The sequence below is a fragment of the Pseudomonas sp. S44 genome, assembly GCF_016624805.1.
Lineage (GTDB): Bacteria > Pseudomonadota > Gammaproteobacteria > Pseudomonadales > Pseudomonadaceae > Aquipseudomonas > Aquipseudomonas machongensis.
In genome coordinates, this window is the sequence record NZ_JACVTY010000019.1 from 47,133 (window position 1) to 70,520 (window position 23,388).

Annotated in this window: 2 protein-coding genes; both read right to left on the minus strand. The window is 67.9% G+C overall.

All coding sequences use genetic code 11. From position 1 onward, the window contains the following. Positions 1-4: 4 nt before the first annotated feature. Entirely contained in the window at positions 5-12,385 is a 12,381-nt protein-coding gene (locus IAE40_RS15620; protein ID WP_200603495.1) for a non-ribosomal peptide synthase/polyketide synthase, read from the minus strand. Then, entirely contained in the window at positions 12,385-23,388 is an 11,004-nt protein-coding gene (locus IAE40_RS15625) for a non-ribosomal peptide synthetase (RefSeq protein WP_200603496.1), read from the minus strand. Before IAE40_RS15625 ends, IAE40_RS15620 begins: the two co-directional genes overlap by 1 nt.

Genomic DNA, 23,388 nt, shown 5'->3' on the forward strand with positions numbered 1-23,388 from the left:
CCCTTCACTCAGAAATTAGCTTCTCAAGCTCATCTCCTGTTAAACGTTCCAGGGCCTCCAAGGATTTAGCCAGTTCATCCATCAAAGGATCGTTGCCCACATCCAGTGCTTGCACCGAAGCACTGAACTCGCCCAGGTGCCGCGCGTTGAACAGGGTCTTGAGCGGGACCTCGATGCCCAGGTGCTCGCGAATCCGCACGATCACCTGGGTCGCCAGCAGCGAATGTCCACCGAGGGCGAAGAAGTCATCGTCCAGACCCACCTGCGGTACTTGCAGCACGTCCTTCCAGATCTGCGCCAGTTGTTGTTCGCGCTCGCTGCGCGGTGCCACGTAGCGGGCCTGGGCCAGCTCCGGAGACGGCAACGCACGACGTTCCAGCTTGCCGTTGGGGCTCAGCGGCAGTTGCTCGAGCAGCAGCAGGTGTACCGGCACCATGTAGTCCGGCAGCACCGCACCGAGGCGCTCGCGCAAGGTGGCGCGCAAGGCTTCGGCCGCCGCGTCGTCCGCCACTGGCGTGCTCGGCACCAGATAACCGGCCAGTTGCAGGCCACCGGCACCCGGCACCGCCAGCACCACGGCTTCGCGCACTTCGTCCTGCTCCATCAGCCGTGCTTCGATCTCGCCCAGCTCGATGCGCAGCCCGCGAATCTTCACCTGATGGTCGATACGCCCCATGTACTCGATCACACCGTCGGCACGGTAGCGCGCCAGGTCGCCGGTGCGGTACAGCCGCTCGCCGTCACCGAAGGGGCTGGCGACGAAGCGTTCGGCGGTCAGCCCAGGGCGGCGGTGATAACCGCGCGCCAGGCCGGTGCCGCCCAGGTACAGCTCGCCCACCACACCCACCGCCACCGGGCCTAGGCCAGCGTCCAGCACATAGGTCTGCAGGTTGGCGATGGGCTCGCCGATCGGCACGCTGTCGCGGCCTTCTTCGCGGCAGGTCCAGTGGGTCACGTCGATGGCCGCTTCGGTCGGGCCATACAGGTTGTACAGCCCGGCATTCGGCAGCTTGTCGAACACCTGGCGCTGGGCATCCACCGGCAGCGCCTCGCCGCTGCAAACGATACGGGTCAGGCTGTCGCAGCCCGCCACCGCCGGGTCGGCAACGAAGGCCTGCAGCATCGACGGCACGAAGTGCAGCGTGGTGATGCGCTCGCGGCGAATCAGCTCTATCAGTTGCGCCGGGTCGCGGTGCAGCCCTGGCGCGGCGACCACCAGGCAAGCGCCGGTCATCAGTGGCCAGAAGAACTCCCACACCGACACGTCGAAGCTGAACGGGGTTTTCTGCAACACGCGGTCCCCAGCAGTCAGGCCATAGGCCTGTTGCATCCAGCACAAGCGGTTGGTCAGCGCCCGGTGGCGGTTGCCCGCGCCCTTGGGCTTGCCGGTGGAGCCGGAGGTGTAGATCACGTAGGCCAGGTTCTCGCCAGTGACCTCGATCTCCGGCGCGTGCTCGGCATAACCGCTCAGCGGCTGGTCGAGCAGCAGGCACTCCAGGCCCTGCGGCAGCGGCAACTGCTCGCGCAGGTGCGACTGGGTCAGCAGCAGTCCGATGCCGCTGTCCTCGATCATGTAGGCCAGGCGCTCGCGAGGGTATTCCGGGTCCAGCGGCACGTAGGCGCCACCAGCCTTGATCACGGCCAGCAGCGCCACGACCATTTCCACGCTGCGCTCGGCCGCCACACCCACCAGCACATCCGGGCCCACGCCCGCCGCGTGCAGGCGGTGCGCCCACTGGTTGGCCAGGGCATCGAGCTGGCGGTAGCTGAGCTGACGCTCGCCGAACACCAGCGCCGTGGCGTCCGGCGTGGCCTCGACCTGACGCTGGATCAGCGCCTGGACGCTGTGCTCCAGCGGGTACTCGACAGCGGTGGCGTTCCACACCTCCAACGGCAAGGCACGCTCATGGGCGTCGAGCATCGACACCTCGCCCAAGGCCCGTGTGGCCGACACGGCCAGGCCTTCCAGCAGCAGGCCCAGGTGCACGGCCAGGCGCTCGATGGTCGCCGCCTCGAAGCTGTCGCCGTCGTAGCTGTAGTGCAGCAGCAGGCTTGCCCCCTGGTTGACCGCCAGGGTCAGCGGGTAGCTGGTCTGCTCGTGGTTGCTCACCGCGTCAAAGCGCAGCGCCTCGGGCGCCGCCTGCTCCAGCACTTCAGAGACCGGGAAGTTCTCGAACACCAGCAGCGTGTCGAACAGGGCGCCACCGCCCTGCCCGGCCAGGCGCTGGATCTCGTACAACGGCGCATGCTCGAACTCGCGCAGCGCCAGGTTGCGCGCCTGCACGGCCTGCAGCCAGTCGGCCACGGTCTGTTGCGGCGTCGGCGTGGCGACCACTGGCAAGGTGTTGATGAACAGCCCCATCTGCTGCTCCATACCCGGCAACTCCGCCGGACGCCCGGCCACCGTCGCGCCGAAGCACACGCTCGCCTGGCCGGTGTAGCGCTGCAGCAGCAACAGCCAGGCCGCCTGTACCAGGGTGTTGAGGGTGACTTTCTGCTCACGGGCAAAGTTCGCCAGGCGCGCAGTGACGGCCTCGTCCACGGCGATGCGGTAGTCGCCATGGGCGGCGCTGGCCGCTCGGGGCTCCTGGCGGATGGCACGGGCCAGGTGGGTCGGCTCGTCGAGCTCGGCCAGTTGCTGGCGCCAGAACGCCTCGCACGCCTCGGCGTCCTGCACCTGCAACCAGGCGATGTAGTCGCGGTAGCGCCCGATCGGCGCGGCGACCGCCTCACCGGCGTAGCGCGCCAGGACTTCGCCGAGCAGCTGCGAATGGCTCCAGCCATCCATCAGGATGTGATGGTGGGTCAACAACAGGTGATGACGGCCCGGCGCCGTGGCGATCAGTTGCACCCGCAGCAGCGGCGCCTGCTCCAGGTCGAAGCCCTGGGCACGCTCGGCCAATGCCAGCGCGTCCAGTGCGCCAGCCTGGTCGGCGCGGCCCTGCCAGTCGTGCAGCGCGAACGGCACTTCGACCTGGCGTGCCACCACCTGCAGCGGCTGGCTCAGCCCACCTTGCCAGAGGAAACCGGTACGCAGGATGTCATGGCTGAGCAGCGTGGCCTGCCAGGCATCGCGGAAACGCGTGGGCTCCAGCCCCTCGATGTCCACGCGCATCTGGTTGACGTAGTCGCCGCTTGCCTGCTCGTAGAGGCTGTGGAACAACATGCCCTGTTGCATCGGCGACAGCGGGTAGAGGTCCTGGACACTGGAAGCCGCCAGTGGCAAGGCGTCCAACTGGGCCTGGGACAAGCGGGCCAGTGGCACGTCCGAAGGGGTCAGGCCGCCAGCCTGCGGTTGGCAGCAGTGCTCGATCAAGGCCAGCAACGCCTGGGTATAGGCATCGGCCAGGGCCTGGATGGTGTGGTTGTCGAAACGTGCGTCGCTGAAGGTCCAGCCCAGGCTCAACTCGCCATCGAACACCTGGCCATTGACGCTCAGCGCGTTGGCCAAGGGCGCGTCGGGGTGTTGCTCGGCGCCACGGGCCTCGTCGCAGGGCAGCCAGAACGCCGCCTCGCCGCTGGCGAAACTGGCATCGAACTGGCCCAGGTAGTTGAAGGTGATCGACGGGGTCGGCAGGCCGGCCAATCGCTCGCGCACCTGCGGCGCGGCAAGCTGCGACAGCACGCCAAAGCCCAGGCCTTTGTCAGGGACCGCGCGCAATTGCTCCTTGATCTGCTTGAGCGAGTCGCCCAGGCCTGCCGCCGGGGTCAGGCGCAGTGGGAACACACTGGTGAACCAGCCGACGCTGCGGGTCAGGTCGAGGTGCTCGAACAGGTCTTCGCGGCCATGGCCTTCCAGCTGCACCAGCGCATGGGCCTGGCCGGTCCAGGCGCAGACGACCTGGGCCAGGGCGGTCAGCAGCAGGTCATTGACCTGGGTGCGATAGGCGGCCGGTGCATCCTGCAGCAAGCGGCGGGTCTGCTGCTTGTCCAGTCGCGAGTAGAGCGTGCTGCCGTCGCGATTGCGCTGGCCGCCATCGGCACGGTCCCAGGGCAATTCGGCGCTCAGTTCGCGGCCCTGGGCCTGCCAGTACTCCAGTTGTTCCAGCGCATTCGTGCTGGCGTGCTGGCGCAGTTGCTCGACCCAGTCGCGCTGCGAGCTGGTCTTGCCCGGCAGGGCCAGGGGCTTGCCGCTGCTCAGTTGCTCGAAGGCCAGTTGCAGGTCTTCGAACAGGATGCGCCACGACACGCCATCCACCGCCAGGTGATGGATCACCAGCAACAGGCGCTGGCTGCCGTCCGGCAGATCGGCCAGCACAGCGCGCAGCAGCGGGCCATCGCCCAGCGACAGACTGCGCTGGGCCGATTCGGCCAGGGCTTCCAGTTCGTCGGCAGCGTTGAGTGTGCGCTGCCACAACAGATCAGTCGGCTGCTCGCCAAGCGGACGGTAATGCGCCTGCCAGCCGGTCTCGCTTTCGGTGAAGCTCAGGCGCAGCGCATCGTGGTGTGCAACCAGTGCCTGCAACGCTTGCTCCAGGTAACCCGCGTGCAGCGGCTGGGCCGGCTTGAGCAACACCGACTGGTTCCAGTGATGACGCTCGGGGATATCGGTGTCGAAGAACGCTTGCTGGATCGGCAGCAGCGGCATCTCGCCAGTCAAAGGGCCCTGCTCGATCAGTTGCGCACCCTCGCCTTCCTGGGCCACGGTCGCCAGCCCTTGGACGGTCTGGTGCTGGAACAGCGCCTTGGGCGTGAAGCGAATACCCACTTGCCGCGCCCGGCTGACCACCTGGATCGAGATGATCGAATCACCGCCCAGCTCGAAGAAGTTGTCGGTCACACCAATCGGCGAAACCTTCAGCACCTCTTCCCAGATCGCCACCAGGCGTTTTTCCAGCACGCTGCGCGGCGCTACCTGGCGCGTCGGGGCAGTTGCCTGCGGCGCGGTCAGCGCCTTGCGGTCAAGCTTGCCGTTGGGGGTCAGCGGCAGACGTTCGAGGAACAACCAGTGGGTGGGCACCATGTAGTCGGGCAGGGTCTGCTTGAGCCAGGCCTTGAGCGGCTCGGCATTGTCGTGCAGCGCGGGAGCGACGACATAACCCACCAGCTGGGTGCTCAGCTCGCCCTGATGCGCGATCACTGCCACTTCACGGACGTGCGCATGAGCCTGCAGGCGCGCTTCGATCTCACCCAGCTCGATACGCAGGCCGCGTACCTTCACCTGATGGTCCACACGCCCGGCGTACTCCAGCACACCGTCTTCGCGGTAGCGCGCCAGGTCGCCGGTGCGGTACAGCCGCGAGCCGTCCGACGCGAACGGGTCCGGCAGGTATTTCTCGGCGGTCAGCCCCGGACGCAGCAGGTAGCCGCGGGTGATGCCCTCGCCTGCCAGGTACAGCTCCGCCGTCGCCCCGACCGGCACCGATTGCAGTTCGTCGTCCAGCAGGTAGCTGGCGGTGTTGTGCAACGGGCGGCCAATGTTGGCCTGCCCGCCCGCTTCGCGGCGGGTCCAGGTCGAATAGGTGGTGTCTTCCGAAGGGCCGTAGAGGTCGTAGACGTGCTGGATGTGCTCCAGCGCGTAGAGCGCCTCCACCACCGACTGCTTCAGCGGCTCGCCCGCCAGGTTGACGATGCGTACGCTCGCTGGCATCTGCCCGGCGCGCAGCAAGGCGCTGGCTGCCGACGGCACGCTGTTGATCAGACGCACCCGATCCCGGGCTTCCAGCTCCGGCAGCTCCAGGGCATTGCGCGCCCCCACGATGAAACCCCCACCGGCCAGGGTCACGAACAGCTCCCACACCGACAGGTCGAAGCAGATCGAGGTGCTGGCCAGCACGCCTTGGATATCCGCCTGGCTGTAGACCTGCTGCGACCAGGCCACCAGTGCGGCGACGTTGCGATGAGCAATGGCCACGCCTTTCGGGCGGCCAGTGGAACCGGAGGTGTAGATCACGTAGGCCAGATTGTCGGCCACGGCGCGGGCTGGCAGGTCACTGTCGTCGCCGTCCAGATTCAGCTCATCGAGCAGCACGCTCGCGAACGCGCCATCGACCGCCAGTGCATCGAGCACCGCGCGTTCGCTGATCAGTATGCGGGCAGCGCTGTCGTCGAGCATGTAACTGACGCGCTCGGCCGGATAGTCCGGGTCCAGCGGCACATAAGCACCACCGGCCTTGAGCACCGCCAGCAGCGCTACCAACATCGACATGCCGCGCGGCAAGGCCACGCCGACCCGCATTTCGGGGGCGACACCCAGGCTCACCAGGTGGCGGGCCAGGCGGTTGGCGCGGGCGTTGAGGGTGGCGTAGTCCAGCTGTTCGTCGCCCCAGATCACGGCCAACGCCTGCGGCGTGCGACGTACCTGGGCTTCGATCAGGTGATGGATGCACTGGCTGCGGTCGAAGTCCAGGCCAGTGGCGTTCCACTGCCGTTCGATACGGGTCCGTTCACGGCCCTCCAGCAAGGTCAACTGGTGCAACGGTGCCTGAGCGTCGGCACAGAACTGCTCCAGCAGGTGCAGCAGGTGACGCGCCACGCCCTCGACGGCGCTGTCGCGCAACTGTGTGCGGTCGTAGTTGAAATGCAGCGTCAACTCCCGCCCGGCGGCCACCGCCAGGGTCAGCGGGTAGTTGCTTTGCTCGTGGGCACGTACCGCGCTGAAGCGCAGGCTCTGGTCGCCGCCCTGCTCCAGGGCCTCGGCGATGGGGTAGTTCTCGAACACCAACAAGGTGTCGAACAGGCCCTGGCTACCCTGCTCGGCCCACCGCTGGATTTCGAACAACGGTGTGTGCTCGTGCTCGCGCAGGGCCAGGTTGACGCCCTGGACCGTCTGCAACCACTGCGCCAGCGTTTCCTGTGGATCGGGCGCGGCGATCACCGGCAGGGTATTGATGAACAGACCGATCTGCTGCTCGATGCCCTTGAGCTCGGCCGGGCGACCCGCCACGGTGGCGCCGAAGCACACGCTGCGCTGCCCGGTATAGCGCTGCAACAGCAACAGCCAGGCGGCCTGCACCAGCGTGTTGACGGTCACCTTGTGCTGGCGCGCCAGCACGCCGAGGCGCGTCATGGCCTGGGCATCGAGGCCGGCATGATGATCGGCATAACCGCCCTGCCCGCCAGGCTGCGGCGCAGGCAAGGCACGCGACAGCCAGGTCGGGGCCTGCAGACCGTCCAGTTGCTGGCGCCAGAACGCCTCGCGGGCCTGCGCCGGCTGCCGCTGCAGCCAGCCGATGTAGTCGCGGTAGTGCCCGGACGGCGCCGCGATGGCCTGGCCGGCATAGCGCTGCAGCACCTCGCCCAGCAATTGCGCGGTGCTCCAGCCGTCCATCAGGATGTGATGGCTGGTGAAGATCAGGTGATGGCTGTTGGCACCGTTGCCCACCAGCAACAGACGCAGCAACGGCGCCTGCTCCAGGTCGAAACCTTGCTCACGGGCTTCGCGTGCCAAGGCATCGAGCCGTGCACCGTCCGGCACCTGACCATCCCAGCGCACCTCGGTGAACGGCACCTGCACCTGACGCTGCACCACCTGCAGCGGCCGGGTCAGCTCGCCCTGCCAGCGCAAGCCGGTGCGCAGGATCGCGTGGGCCTCGATGGTGGCCTGCCAGGCGGCCCGGAAGCGCGCCACATCCAAGCCCTGTACATCGGCGCGCATCTGGTTGATGTAGTCACCGCCCGCCTGGTCGTAGAGCGAGTGGAACAACATGCCGTGCTGCATCGGCGACAACGGGTAGATGTCCTCGACGGTGCTGGCGTCCAGTTGCAGCGCATCCAGGCCGGCCTGGTCCAGCTCGGCCAGCGGCACATCGGACGGGGTCAGCCCGGCGTGGCCGGCCTCGGTGCAGTGCTCGACCAGGGCGCTGAGTGCCTCGCGGTAGGCATCGGCCAGGCCTTGCACAGTGGCGACTTCGAGCATCTGCGGACTGAAGGTCCAGCTCAGGCTCAACTGGCCGTCGTACACCTGGCCATTGAGGGTCAGCCAGTTGCCCAGTTGCGCAGCATCGCCCTGCTCGCGGCCACGGGCCTCGCCACTGGGGCGCAGCAATGCCTGTTGCGGGTCGAAGCTGGCGTCGAACTGGCCAAGGTAGTTGAAGGTGATACGCGGCTGCGGCAGCGCCTGCAATGCCGCACGATCATCGGCGCTGCCAAGGTAACGCAGCACGCCGAAGCCCAAGCCCTTGTCGGGCACTGCGCGCAGTTGCTCCTTGACGCGCTTGATCGCGCTGCCCAGGTCGGCGCAGTGGTCCAGGCGCACCGGGAACAGGCTGGTGAACCAGCCAACGGTACGGGTCAGGTCGATGTCGTCGAACAGCTCCTCGCGGCCATGGCCTTCAAGCTGTACCAAGGCACTGTCGCTACCGCACCAGGGCGCCACGACCCGTGCCAGGGCGGTCAGCAGCAGGTCGTTGACCTGGGTGCGATAGGCCGCCGGTGCCTCTTGCAGCAGGCGCCGGGTGGTCTCGGCATCCAGCCGGGTGTGCACGGTGTGGGCCAGGGCGTTGGCCAGCGAGCCCTGCGGGTCGTTTACCGGCAAGTCGCGCGGTGCGCCGGCCAGTGCCGTCTGCCAATAGGCCATCTGCCCGCGCATATCGCCCTCGGCCGCAGCCGCCAGGCGCTCGGCCCAGGCCTTGAGCGAGCTGGTCTTGGCCGGCAGCACGCACGGCTGGCCAGCGTCCAGTTGCGTCAGCGACTGTTGCAGGTCATCGAACAGGATGCGCCAGGAAATACCATCGACCACCAGGTGGTGGATGACCAGCAGCAGACGTTGGCTACCGTCGGCGAGCTGCGCCAGCACCGCGCGCAGCAGCGAACCGTCCTCCAGCGCCAGGCTGCCCTGGGCTCGGTCGGCCAGGGCCTCCAGCGCAGCCTCGTCCTCGACCTCGGCCTGCCACAGCAAGGCCGACTGCTGGTAGAGCGCCTGCATCGCCTCTGGGGTTCGGAAGTAGGCGCCCTGGGCGCCGAACGACAGGCGCAGGGCATCGTGGTGGTTCACCAGTTGGCTCAGGGCTGCGGTGAGCGTCTCGGCCGACAAGGCGCGGGCGGGCTTGAGCCAGACCGACTGGTTCCAGCGCGCAGGTTCTTCAGGCAACGCGGCGAAAAACGCCTGCTGGGCCGGCAGCAGCGGCAGGCTGCCGTGCACCGGGCCCTGGTCGATGACCAGCCCCTGCCCGCCCAGCTCGGCGACCTGGGCCAGGGCGCGGATGGTCTGGTGCTGGAACAATTGTTTGGGGGTGAAGCGAATACCCGCCTGGCGCGCGCGGCTGACCAGCTGGATGGAGACGATCGAGTCGCCGCCCAGTTCGAAGAAGTTGTCGGTCACACCCAGCGCCTGGCACTTGAGCACGTCCTGCCACAGCGCGTGCAGGCGCAGTTCCAGGTCGTTGGCCGGTGCGACCTGCTCGCTGCCCGCGTTGGCTTCAGGCAGCGGCAACGCCTTGCGGTCGAGCTTGCCGTTGCTGGTCAGCGGGAACGCGTCCAGCAGCAACAGATGGTTGGGCACCATGTAGGCAGGCAGCAGCCCTTGCAGCGCCTCGCGCAAGGCCACCGCCAATGGCTCGTCCTGGCCCGGTTCGGGCACCACGTAGGCCAGCAACTGCTGCTCACGCGCCAGCACCAGCGCCTGTCGGACACCCGGCAGCGCGACTAGGCGCGCCTCGATCTCGCCCAGCTCGATGCGCAGGCCGCGGATTTTCACCTGATGGTCGATGCGCCCGAGGTAGTCGATCACCCCGCCGTCGGCCTGGCGCACCAGGTCGCCACTGCGGTACAGGCGCGCGCCGGGTCGGCTGGAGAACGGATCGGGCACGAAACGCTCGGCGGTCAGCGCCGGGCGCTGGTGGTAACCGCGCGCCAGGCCTTCGCCACCGATGCACAGCTCACCGGCAGCGCCCGCCGGACACACCTGCAACGCCTCGCCCAGCACGTAGGCGCTGGCATTGTCGATCGGCATGCCCAGCGGCACTACCGCCCCTGCCAGCACGGCCGGGACTTCGCACGCGGTGCTGTCGATGGTCGCCTCGGTCGGGCCATAGAGGTTGACCAGGCGCCCTTGCCAGCGCTCGCGCAGCTGTGCACACAACTGCGCACTCAGGGCCTCGCCGCCGCACAGCACGGTGCGCAGGCTGGCCAATTGCTCAGGGCGCGCCTGCGGCAGCATCGCCTGCAACAGCGACGGCGCCGATTGCAGCACGGTGATGCCGTGCGCCTGAACCTGCTCCCACAGTTGCGCCAGCGACTCGTCCTGCCCCGGCGCCGCCAGTACCAGGCGCGCGCCGCAGATCAGCGGCAACCAGAACTCCCACACCGACGCATCGAAGCTGATCGCGGTCTTCTGCAGCACGCGGTCCTCGGCCGTCAGCGGCAAGCACTCGCGCATCCATGCCATGTGGTTGCCAAGGCCGGCATGCCGCACCGCCACGCCCTTGGGCTGGCCGGTGGAGCCGGAGGTGTAGATCAGGTAGGCCAGGTGCTCGCCATCCACCGCAACCTGCGGCGCGATGAAATCCCCATCCTGCACCGCGCTCGCAGGCTCGAGCGCCAGCACGTCCAGGCCCTGCGGCAGCGGCAGTTGCGCCAGCAGGGCTGGCTGGGCGAGCAGCAGGCCGATGCCGCTGTCGTCGAACATGTAGGCCAGGCGCTCGGCAGGATAGGCCGGGTCGAACGGCACATAGGCCCCACCGGCCTTGAGCACGGCCAACAGCGCCACCACCAGCTCCAGGCTGCGTTCGGCAGCGATGCCCACGCGCACCTCGGGGCCGACGCCACGGGCGATCAGCTCACGTGCCAGGCGGTTGGACCGCGCGTCGAGCTCGGCATAACTGCACTGCTGCCCGGCGCAGACCACGGCGACGGCCTGCGGCGTGCGCTCGGCCTGGGCCTGCACTTGCAGGTGCACCGGGCGAGCATCGGCATGCGCCACCTGCGGCCCCTGGGCACGCAGGCGCACCTGCTCGGTTTCGGCGGCGCTCATCAGCACCAGCTCGGCGCAACGCTGGTCAGGCTCGGCGACGATGGCCGCGAGCAGCGTTTGCCAGTGAGCGACCAGGCGCTGCACGGTGTCGCGCTCGAACAGGTCGGTGGCATAGGTGAAGGCGGCGATCAGCGCGTCGTCGGACTCATGGGTTTCCAGGGTCAGGTCGAACTGCGCGGTGGGGTTGTCCCAGGCCACCCCTTCGACGCGCAGGTCACTGCCCGGTGCAGCCTGGGCCTGGCCGCGCGCCGGGGCACTGCGCTGGTGGTTGAACATGACCTGGAACAGCGGCGCATGGCTGAGGCTGCGTTGCGGTTGCAGGGCTTCGACCAGTTGCTCGAACGGCAGGTCCTGATGCTCCTGGGCGCGCAACGCGGTGTGCTTGACCTGCTCGAGGAAGGCGCGGAACGGCTGCTGCCCATCGATCTCGGCGCGCAGCACCTGGGTGTTGACGAAGAAGCCGAGCAACCCCTCGGTTTCCGGGCGGTTGCGGTTGGCCACCGGCACCCCGACACGGATGTCGTGCTGACCGCTGTAGCGGTGCAGGAACAGTTGGAAGCTGGCCAGCAACAGCATGAACAGGGTCGCGCCCTGCCCCTGGGCCAGGCTGCGCAGTTGACGGCTGAGGTCGGCATCGAGGCTCACCTCCAGGCGCTCGCCACGCAGGCTCTGCACCGCCGGGCGCGGACGGTCGCCCGGCAGCGCCAGCAGCGGCTGCTCGCCGCCCAGTTGCTCACGCCAGTAGTGCAACTGGCGCTCGCGCTCGCCGGCTTCCATCCAGTGCCGCTGCCAGATCGCATAGTCGGCGTACTGGATCGGCAGCGCCGCTGCCACGGGGGCCTGCCCCTGGCTGAATGCACCATAGGCCCGCACCAGTTCGCCGATCATGATCTGGATCGAGGCGCCGTCGGCGATGATGTGGTGCTGGACGATGGCCAGCACATGGTCGTGCTCACCCACCTTCAGCAGGCTGGCACGCACCAGCGCGCCGTCGAACAGGTCGAACACCTGCTGGGTCAGGGCTTCGACCCGGGCCTTGATGCAGGCATCCAGCGCCGCATCGCCCGGGGTGCCGGCAACCAGTTGCTCGTGCGCCAGGGGTAGCCCTGCGGGCGGCAGGATACGCTGGCTCAGGCGCCCGTCCTGCTCGGCAAAGCGGGTGCGCAGGCTTTCATGGCGCTGCTCCAGCCAGTCGAGGCTGCGCTGCAGGGCGTCGATGTCCAGGTGGCCGCGCAGACGCAGCACGGTCGCCAGGTTATAGGCGGTGCTGCCAGGGTCCATCTGCCAGAGGAACCATTGACGCTCCTGAGCGTAGGACACCGGCAGCGTCTCGAAAGCCGACTGCACCTGCGGGATCGGCAGGTTGGCCGGGGACACCCCCTCCGCCAGCATCTTCTCCAGGTACAGGCGGCGCTTTTCCAGCGGCAGGGTAATGAAGCGCTGCGCAATTCTCAGGGCTGCTTGGGTTTCCATCAAACTTCCTCCATTTCGTCAAGCAGCCATTCGAGCTTGCTCAATTTCGATTCATCGACCACTTGTCCACCTGCCTGGCCCAGCGCCTCGGCGAACTGCTCCAGCACCGGCGCCTGGAATACCAGTTGCGGCGACAGCTTCAGACCCAGCGCCAGTTGCAGGCGCGAGACCACGCTGACAGCCAGCAACGAATGCCCGCCCAACTCGAAGAAGTGGTCGTGCACCCCGACCTGCTCCAGTTGCAGCACCTGCTGCCAGACCTCGGCGACCTGGCGTTCCAGGTCGGTACGTGGCGCCTGGTAGACCTGGCGTGAAGCGCTGGCGTCGACGGCCGGCAAGGCCTTGCGGTCGAGCTTGCCGTTGGGGGTCAACGGCATGCGTTCAAGCACCTGGATATGCGCCGGCACCATGTAGGCCGGCAGCCGCTCGGCCAGGCTCTGGCGCAGCGCCTCGCGCAGGCCATCGCTGCCCGCCTCCGCTGCCTCCAGTGGCACCACGTAGCCCACCAGCTGTGCGCCGCCCGCGCCGTCGCGAGCGATCACCACGGCCTCGCGGACCTGCGGATGGTCCTGCATCAGGGCCTGGATCTCGCCCAGCTCGATGCGGAAGCCGCGAATCTTCACCTGATGATCCAGGCGTGCGAGGTACTCCAGGGTGCCATCGGCCAGGTGGCGCACCAGGTCGCCCGTGCGGTACAGCCGCGAGCCATCGTCGGCGAACGGATGTGGCACGAAGCGCTCGGCGCTCAGTGCCGCGCGGCCGTGGTAGCCGCGGGCCAGGCCCTCGCCACCGATCAGCAGCTCACCGGCCACGCCCGGCGCCACCGGTTGCAGGTCGGGGCCGACGACGAACAAGGTGGTATTGCCGATGGCCTCGCCCAGCAGCGGTGCCGGCTGTGTGGCATCCAGGCGTCGCCGTGCCGACCAGATGGTGGTCTCGGTGGGGCCATACAGGTTCCACACTTCGCCCCCCAGGGCGAGCATGCGCAGGCTCAGTTCCGGTGCCAGCGCCTCGCCCCCGCAGAGCATGCGGCAACCACGCAGCAGCTCGGCCTGCGGGTTGTCGAGCAGCATGCGCCAGGTCGACGGCGTGGCCTGCACCACGTTCACGGCCTGCTCGCGCACCACCTCCAGCAGTTGCTCGGGATCGCGTGCAGCCTGGCGATCCACCAGCACCACACGTGCGCCGCGCACCAGCGGCAGGAAGATTTCCAGGCCGAAGATATCGAACGAGAAGGTGGTCAGCGACAGCACCCGGTCTTGCGCCTGCAACCCTGGCGCAGCCGCCATGCTGTCGAGGAAGTTGCCAAGCCCCCGGTGCGGGACCATCACCCCCTTGGGCCGTCCGGTGGAGCCGGAGGTGTAGATCACGTAGGCCAGGTGGTCGTCAGCCACCGCTACCTGCGGGTCATGTGCCGCCAGCGCGTCCAGCGCATCCGACTCCGCTGCCAGCAGCATCTGCTGTACGCCCTGAGGCAGGGTACGCCGTTCGGCCAGGTGGGGCTGGGTCAGCAGCAGGCCGATGCCGCTGTCCTGGATCATGTAGTCCAGGCGCTCTTCGGGGAAGTCCGGGTCCAGTGGCACGTAGGCGCCACCGGCCTTGAGCACGGCCAGCAGTGCGACCAGCATTTCCAGGCCGCGGTCCAGGCACAGCCCCACCAGGCGGTCTGGCCCCACGCCCCGGGCGATCAGCCCATGGGCCAGGCGATTGGCGCGCAGGTTGAGCTCGGCATAGCTGATCGATTCCGTGCCATAGACGGCGGCGATAGCCTGGGGCTGGGCCTGAGCCATGGCCTCGAACTGACGGTGCACTGGCAGCCAGCTCACATCGTGGCCGACCTGGCCGCTCCAGTCGTGCAGCACCTGGCGGCGCAGGTCCGCCGGCAGGCTGTCGACCTCGCCCAGCGGGCGTTCGGCATCTTCGACCAGGGCGTCGAGGATCTGCGCCAGTTGCGCCGCCAGCCCAGCGATCTGCACCGGGGTGAAGCACTGCGGGTCGAAGCTGTATTGCAGGCTCAGTTGCTCGCCGGCGTTGACCAGCAGGGTCAAGGGGTAGTTGGTCTGTTCGAGGTTGTCGATGGCACCGAAGCGCAGGCCATCCGGTGCACGCGCCTGCAGCACGTCCGACACCGGATAGTTCTCGAACACCAGCAGGCTGTCGAACAGGGCTTCACCACCCTGCCCGGCCCAGCGCTGGATGTCGAACAGCGGCGTGTATTCATGCTCGCGCAGACTCAGGTTCTGCGCCTGCAAGCCCTGCAGCAGGCTGGCGACGCTGTGCTGGGCGTGCAGGGTCAGCGCGACCGGCAAGGTGTTGATGAACAGACCGACCTGCTGCTCGACGCCCGCCAGCTCCGACGGGCGCCCCGCCACCGTGGCACCGAAGCACACGGTCTGCTGCCCCTGATGCCGTTGCAACAGCAACGCCCAGGCTGCTTGCAGCACGGTATTGAGGGTGACTTTCTGCTCGCGGGCGAACGCCGCCAGACGCGCGCTGCGCGGGGCATCGAACACCTGGTCGTGCTGGGCATGGGCCTGCTCATCGCTGGCAGGCGTGACGCCGCGGAACACTTGGGCCAACAGGGTCGGCTCGTCCAGTTCGGCCAGTTGCGCGCGCCAGAAGTCCTGGTTGCCCTGCTGATCCTGGCGAGCCAGCCAGGCGATGTAGTCGCGGTAGCGTCCGCGCGGCGCCTCCTGTGCCTGGCCGTTGTAGTGCTGCAGCACTTCGGACAGCACCTGCGCGTGGCTCCAGCCATCCATCAGGATGTGGTGATAGGTGTAGATGAAGTGGTGACGGCCTTGGCCCAGGTCCACCAGCAGCAGACGCAACAGCGGCGCACTGGCCAGTTCGAAGCCCTGCTGGCGCTGGGCATCGGCCAGGGCCTGGAGGGCCGGGGCTGGCGCGTCCAGGTCACGCAGGTCATGGACGCTGAATGGCACCTCGACCTGCTGGTGAACCACCTGCAGCGGCTGGGCCAGATCGCCTTCCCAGACGAAGGCAGTGCGCAGGATGTCGTGGGCCTGCACCGTGGCCTGCCAGGCGGCATGGAAGCGCTGCGGGTCGAGGCCATCGATGTCGACACGCATCTGGTTGATGTAGTCGCCGCTGGCCTGCTCGTAGAGGCTGTGGAACAGCATGCCTTGCTGCATCGGCGACAGTGGGTAGAGGTCCTGGATCGTCTGCGCCGCCACTGGCAGGGCATCGAGCTGGGCCTGATCCAGCCCGGCCAGGGGGAAATCCGACGGCGTCACGCCGGCGACACCAACCGTGCAGCAATGGCCGACCACCGCCACCAGCTCACGCTGGTAGTCCTCGGCCAGACGCTGCAGCGTGGCGATATCGAAGCGCTCGCGGCTGAAGGTCCAGCTGATCTGCAAGCGCCCGTCGAACACCTGGCCGTTGAGGTTGAGCCAGTTGTCCAGCGGCGCCTCGGGTGAATGCTCGGCGCCACGGTTCTCCCCGGCAGGCAGCCAGGCAGGCGACTCGTCGGCAAAGCTGGCATCGAGCTGGCCGAGGTAGTTGAAGGTGATGCGCGGGGTCGGCAGCGCACGCAGGGCGTCGCGCACCGAGGCGTCGCCCAGGTGACGCAGCACACCGAAGCCCAGGCCGTTATCAGGGATCGCGCGCAGTTGCTCCTTGATCTGCTTGAGCGAGTCGCCCAGGCCTGCCGCCGGGGTCAGGCGCACCGGGAATACACTGGTGAACCAGCCGACGCTGCGGGTCAGGTCGAGGTGCTCGAACAGGTCTTCGCGGCCATGGCCTTCCAGTTGCACCAGGGCGTGGTCGTGGCCAGTCCAGCGGCAGATCACACGGGCCAGGGCCGTCAGCAACAGGTCGTTGATACGGGTGCGGTAGGCGGCGGGCGCCTGCTGCAACAGTTGCCGGGTCTGCTCGGCATCCAGTGTGCTGTGCACCGTCACGCCGTCGCAGTTGCGATTGGCGGTGTCCGGGCGTTGGCACGGCAGGCTGTCGTGGGCGCCTTCTAGCGTTGCACGCCAGAAGTCCAGCGACTGTTGCAGGCGCGGGCTTTGCGCGGCGCGTTGCAGTTCGCCAGCCCAGTCACGCTGCGAGCTGGTCTTGCCCGGCAGGGCCAGGGGTTTGCCGCTGCTCAGTTGCTCGAGGGCCAGTTGCAGGTCTTCGAACAGGATGCGCCACGACACCCCATCCACCGCCAGGTGGTGGATCACCAGCAACAGGCGCTGGCTGCCGTCCGGCAGGTCCGCCAGCACGGCGCGCAGCAGCGGGCCATCGCCCAGCGACAAGCTGCGCTGGGCCGATTCGGCCAGGGCTTCCAGTTCATCGGCAGTGTTCAGGGTGCGTTGCCAGAGCAGCTCGGTTGGCTGCTCGCCAAGCGGACGGTAATGCGCCTGCCAGCCAGCATCGCTTTCGGTGAAGCTCAGGCGCAGCGCATCGTGGTGCGCGACCAACGCCTGCAACGCTTGCTCCAGGTAACCCGCATGCAGCGGCTGGGCCGGCTTGAGCAGCACCGACTGGTTCCAGTGGTGACGCTCGGGGATGTCGGTGTCGAAGAACGCTTGCTGGATCGGCAGCAGCGGCATCTCGCCAGTCAACGGGCCCTGCTCGATCAGTTGCGCACCCTCGCCTTCCTGGGCAACGGTCGCCAGCCCTTGGACGGTCTGGTGCTGGAACAGCGCCTTGGGCGTGAAGCGGATGCCCACCTGACGCGCCCGGCTGACCACCTGGATCGAGATGATCGAATCACCGCCCAGCTCGAAGAAGTTGTCGGTCACGCCAATCGGCGAAACTTTGAGGACTTCCTCCCAGATCGCCACCAGACGTTTTTCCAGCACGCTACGCGGTGCCACCTGACGCGCCGGGGCAGTTGCCTGCGGCGCGGGCAGCGCCTTGCGGTCGAGCTTGCCGTTGGGGGTCAGCGGCAGACGTTCGAGGAACAACCAGTGGGTGGGCACCATGTAGTCGGGCAGGGTCTGCTTGAGCCAGGCCTTGAGCGGCTCGGCATTGTCGTGCAGCGCGGAGGCGACGACATAACCCACCAGCTGGGTGCTCAGCTCGCCCTGATGCGCGATCACTGCCACTTCACGGACGTCGGCATGAGCCTGCAAACGCGCTTCGATCTCACCCAACTCGATACGCAGGCCGCGCACCTTCACCTGATGGTCCACACGTCCGGCGTACTCCAGCACGCCGTCTTCGCGGTAGCGCGCCAGGTCACCGGTGCGGTACAGCCGCGAGCCGTCCGACGCGAACGGGTCCGGCAGGTATTTCTCGGCGGTCAGCCCCGGACGCAGCAGGTAGCCGCGGGTGATGCCCTCGCCTGCCAGGTACAGCTCCGCCGTCGCCCCGACCGGCACCGATTGCAGCTCGCCGTCCAGCAGGTAGCTGGCGGTGTTGTGCAACGGGCGGCCAATGTTGGCCTGGCCACCCGCTTCGCGGCGGGTCCAGGTCGAATAGGTGGTGTCTTCCGAAGGGCCGTAGAGGTCGTAGACGTGCTGGATGTGCTCCAGCGCGTAAAGCGCCTCCACCACCGACTGCTTCAGCGGCTCGCCCGCCAGGTTGACGATGCGCACGCTCGCCGGTATCTGCCCGGCGCGCAGCAGCGCGCTGGCCGCCGACGGCACGCTGTTGATCAGGCGCACCCGATCCCGCGCTGCCAGCTCCGGCAGCTCCAGGGCATTGCGCGCCCCCACGATGAAACCGCCACCGGCCAGGGTCACGAACAGCTCCCACACCGACAGGTCGAAGCAGATCGAGGTGCTGGCCAGCACGCCTTGGATGTCCGCCTGGCTGTAGACCTGCTGCGACCAGGCCACCAGTGCGGCGACGTTGCGGTGGGCAATGGCCACGCCTTTCGGGCGGCCAGTGGAACCGGAGGTGTAGATCACGTAGGCCAGGTTATCGGCCACGGCGCGGGCTGGCAGGTCACTGTCGTCGCCGTCCAGCGTCAGCTCATCGAGCAGCACGCTCGCGAACGCGCCATCGACCGCCAGTGCATCGAGCACCGCGCGTTCGCTGATCAGCACGCGGGCTGCGCTGTCGTCAAGCATGTAGCTGACGCGTTCGGCCGGGTAGTCCGGGTCCAGCGGCACGTAGGCGCCACCGGCCTTGAGCACTGCCAGCAGCGCCACCAGCATCGACATGCTGCGCGGCAAAGCCACGCCGACCCGCACTTCGGGGCCGACACCCAGGCTCACCAAGTGGCGGGCCAGGCGGTTGGCGTGGGCGTTGAGGGTGGCATAGTCCAGCTGCTCATCACCCCAGATCGCCGCCAACGCCTGTGGCGTGCGGCATACCTGGGCTTCGATCAGGCGATGGATGCACTGGCTGCGGTCGAAGTCCAGGCCGTTGGCGTTCCACTGGCGTTCGATGCGCTCGCGCTCGCTGCCCTCGAGCATCGCCAGCTCGCCGACGCGCTGCTCCGGCGCTGCAACGACCGCCTGCAACAGGTTCAGCCAGTGCTGCGACAAGCGCTCGATGGTCTCTGGCAGGAACAGGTCGGTGGCGTAGGTCCAGATCGCCGACCAGGCCGTACCCGATTCGAAGGTATTGAGGGTCAGGTCGAACTGCGCGGTGTGGCTGTCCCACGCCAGCGCCTCGACCTGCAGGCCCGGCACTTGGGCCATGGAGGCCTCGGCGGCGCGCTCGCCCTGGTGGTTGAACATCACCTGGAACAGCGGGCTGTGGCTCAGGCTGCGCTCAGGGTGCAGGGCCTCGACCAGTTGCTCGAACGGCAGGTCCTGATGGGCCTGGGCTTCCAGGGCGCTATCACGTACCTGCTCGAGCAGGCGAGTGAAGGCCATGCCCGGCTCGACTTCGGCGCGCAGTACCTGGGTGTTGACGAAGAAGCCGATCAGGCGCTCGGTCTCCAGGCGGTTGCGGTTGGCCACCGGCACGCCGACGCGGATATCACCCTGGCCACTGTAGCGGTGCAACAGCACCTGGAACGTGGCCAGCAGCAGCATGAACGGCGTCACCCGCAGCTCACGCGCCCGCTGTTGCAGGCCCTGGGCCAGGTTGTCCGGCAGCGCCAGCGCAAGCTGCGCGCCACGGAACGACTGTTCGGCCGGGCGTGGATGATCGGTAGGCAGTTGCAGGAACTGCTCGCCGGCAAGGCGTTCGGTCCAGTAGCCGAGCTGACGCTCGCGCTCGCCGGCCTCCATCCACTGCCGCTGCCAGATCGCATAGTCGGCGTACTGCAGCGGCAATACCGGCAGCGTGGGCGCTTCGCCCTGGCTGAAGGCGGCGTAGCATTGCACCAGTTCCTCGACCAGCACCTGCATCGACCAACCATCGGAGACGCTGTGATGCTGGGTGACGACCAACACATGGTCGTCCTGCGCCACACGCAGCAGGCGCACACGCAACAGCGGCCCCTGCTCCAGATCGAACACCTGCGCCACCTCGGCCTGCACCCGTGCGGCCAATTCGGCCTCGGCGACCGTTTCGATCGGCAGCGCCAGCGGTACGGCGGCGTGAATGCGCTGCTGTGCACCCTGCGGCGCCTGGGCGAACGTGGTACGCAGCGACTCGTGACGCGCCAGCAGGCTGTCGAAGCTGCGCTGCAACGCGGGCACATTCAGCGCGCCGCGCAGGCGCAAGGCGCTGGGGATGTTGTAGGCGCTGCTGCTCGGGTCGAGTTGCCAGAGGAACCACTGGCGCTCCTGGGCGTAGGACAGCGGCGCCAGCTCGCCACGCGGTACTGGCAGCAGCGCAGGCTGTGCGGCGTCTGCAGTTGGCGTGAGGCTTGCGACGAACGCCTGCAGGGTGGTCTGTTCGAACAGAGTGCGCAGCGCCACTTGCAGGCCTAGGCCGTGACGCAGGCGCGACACCACCTGGGTGGCCAGCAGCGAATGCCCGCCCAATACAAAGAAATCGTCCTGCAGACCGACTCGCTCGACCTCCAGCACCTGCTGCCAGATTTGCGCCACCTGCTGCTCCAGCGCCGTGCGCGGCGCCTGGTAATCCTCCTGGCGCAGGGTCGGGGCCGGCAGCGCCGCACGGTCGAGCTTGCCGTTGAGGGTCAGCGGCAGGCTGTCCAGGCACAGGATATGCGCTGGCAGCATGTACTCCGGCAAGTCGGCCTTGAGGCCGCTGCGCAGGCGCTCGACAAGCGCAGACACCTCGCCGCTGCCCTGCTGCGCCACCACATAGGCCACCAACTGCGTACCGGCACTGCCGTCGCTAGCGAGCACCACCGCCTCGCGCACGCCTGGCAGTTGCAGCAAGCGGGCCTCGATCTCGCCCAGCTCGATACGGAAACCACGGATCTTCACCTGCTGGTCGATACGCCCGACGTACTCGATCACCCCGTCGTTGCGATAGCGCGCCAGGTCACCGGTGCGGTACAGGCGCCCGCCATTGCCGAACAGGTCGGGCACGAAGCGCTGGGCACTCAGGTCGCTGCGGCGGTGATAGCCGCGCGCAAGGCCGGCACCGCCGACGTACAGTTCGCCGATGCATCCCGGCGCGACCGGCTCCAGCTGGCCGTCGAGCAGGTACCAGGACAGGTCGTCGATCGGCTCGCCGATCGGGCTGCTGGCTGCCCCTTCGAGATCACGCGGGCTCAGCGGACGGTAGGTGACATGCACGGTGGTTTCGGTGATGCCGTACATGTTCACCAGGCGCGGCCCCTGCGCAGCGAAATGCCCGTACCACGGGCGCAGCGCCTGCACCTCCAGGGCCTCGCCACCAAAGATCACCTGGCGCAGGGCACCGAGCTCAGCGGCGTCGCGCGTGCAGGCCACCTGCATCAGTTGCTTGAACGCCGAAGGGGTCTGGTTCAGTACCGTGACGCCTTCGCGGTGCAGCAGCGCGTGGAAATCCTCGGTGCTGCGGCAGGTCTCGTGCGGCACGATCACCAGTCGCCCACCATGCATCAGGGCGCCGAAGATCTCCCACACCGAGAAGTCGAAGGCATAGGAGTGGAACAGCGTCCAGACATCGTCGACACCGAAGTCGAACCAGCGCTCGGTGGCGGCGAACAGGCGCATGACGTTGTCGTGGGGCAGCAGCACGCCCTTGGGCTGGCCGGTGGAACCGGAGGTGTAGATGACATAGGCGAGCTGGCGCGGGTCGCAGGCCAGCTGCGGCGCGCCGGGGTCGGCAAGCGGCTGTGGCGACAGCGGCTCCAGCATCAGTTGGCGCACGTCCTGCGCACCCTGCACACGTGCCGCCAGGTGCGGCTGCACCAGCAGCAGGGCAATGCCGCTGTCGGCCATCATGTAGGCCAGGCGCTGGGCCGGCGCGCTGGGGTCCATGGGCACATAGGCTGCACCGGCCTTGAGCGTGGCGAGAATGGCCACGATCATTTCCAGGCTGCGCTCGGCCACCAGGCCGACCCGCACCTCAGGGCCGACACCCTGCGCCAGCAGGCGGTGCGCCAGGTGGTTGGCCTGGGCTTCGAGCTGGCCGTAGCTGAGCTGGCGATCATCCAGCGTGACCGCGATGGCCTCGGGGCGCAGGCGCGCCTGCTCCTCGATGCGCTGGTGAATGCACTGCTGCACCGGATACTCAGCTGGCCGTGGATTCCACTCGGCGATGATGTCCGCGCGCTCCTGCGCAGTGAGCAACGGCACCTGCACCAGGGATGTATCCGGCGCTGCGACCATCTGCCCGAGCAGTTGCAGCCAGTGCCGCGCCATGCGCTCGACCGTGGCCCGCTCGAACAGGTCGGTGGCGTAGGTGAAGGCTGCCGACAACTGCTCGCCCGCCTCGGCGGTGTCCAGGGTCAGGTCGAACTGCGCGGTGACCGTGCGCACGTCCAGCCCCTCGATGTGCAAGCCCGGCAGGTTCAGCGCCGAAGCGCCATCGCCGCCAAGGTGGTTGTGCATGACCTGGAACAGCGGGTTGACCCCGGCACTGCGCTCCGGCGCCAGGGCTTCGACCAGTTGCTCGAACGGCAGCGCCTGGTGGGCCTGGGCGCCGAGCACCGCCGTACGCACCTGCTGCAGCAGTTCACGGAAGGTATTCTGCGGGTCGATGCTGACATCCAGCACCTGGGTGTTGATGAAGAAGCCGATCAGCGCCTTGGTATCGGGGTGCTGACGGTTGGCCACCGGCACGCCGACGCGGATCTCGCGCTGGCCGCTGTAGCGGTGCAACAGCAACTGGAAGCTGGCCAGCAGGAGCATGAACGGCGTCATCCCCTGCGACTGGGCCAGACTGCGCAGGCCACGCTGCAACTCGCCCGGCAGCGTTACCGCCAGTCGTTCGCCGCGATGGCTGGGCTGCTGCGGGCGCGAGTGATCGAACGGCAACTCCAGCACCGGTTGCTCGCCGCCCAGACGCGCAGCCCAATAGCCCAGCTGGCGCTCGCTCTCCCCCGCCTCCATCCACGCCTGCTGCCAGATCGCGTAGTCGGCGTACTGGATCGATGCCGCCGCCAGCGTAGGTTCACCACCGCCGCTGAAGGCCGCATAGGCGTGTACCAGTTCCTCGACCAGCACCTGCATCGACCAGCCGTCGGAGACGATATGGTGCTGGGTCATCACCAGCACATGGTCGTCATCGGCCAGGCGCAGCAGGTCGACCCGCAGCAGCGGGCCCTGCTGCAGGTCGAACAGCGCCTGGGTACGGGCCTCGACGAAGTCGCGCACGGCCTGCTCGGTGTCGGCGCCGGCATCAGCGGGCAGGTGCTGCAGCGGCAGCTCGAAGGCCGATGCCGGCGCCTCGATCACCTGGCGCACGCCCTCGGCCGTCTCGACGAAGCGCGTGCGCAACGACTCGTGCCGCCCGAGCAGCCACTGGAAGCTGCGGGCCAAGGCCGGCACATCCAGCGTGCCTTTCAGGCGCAGGGCACTGGGGATGTGGTAGGCACTGCTGTGCGGCTCCAGTTGCCAGAGGAACCACTGGCGCTGCTGGGCGTAGGACAGCGGGATAACATCGAGGCCTTCACGGGCCGCCGGAATCGGCAACTGCCCCAGGGTCAGGCCCTTGCCGGCCAGCTTTTCCAGGAAGGCCCTGCGCTGTGACAGCGGCAACCTGATGAATCGCTGAACCAGCGCGATGTTATCCATTACAGCCAT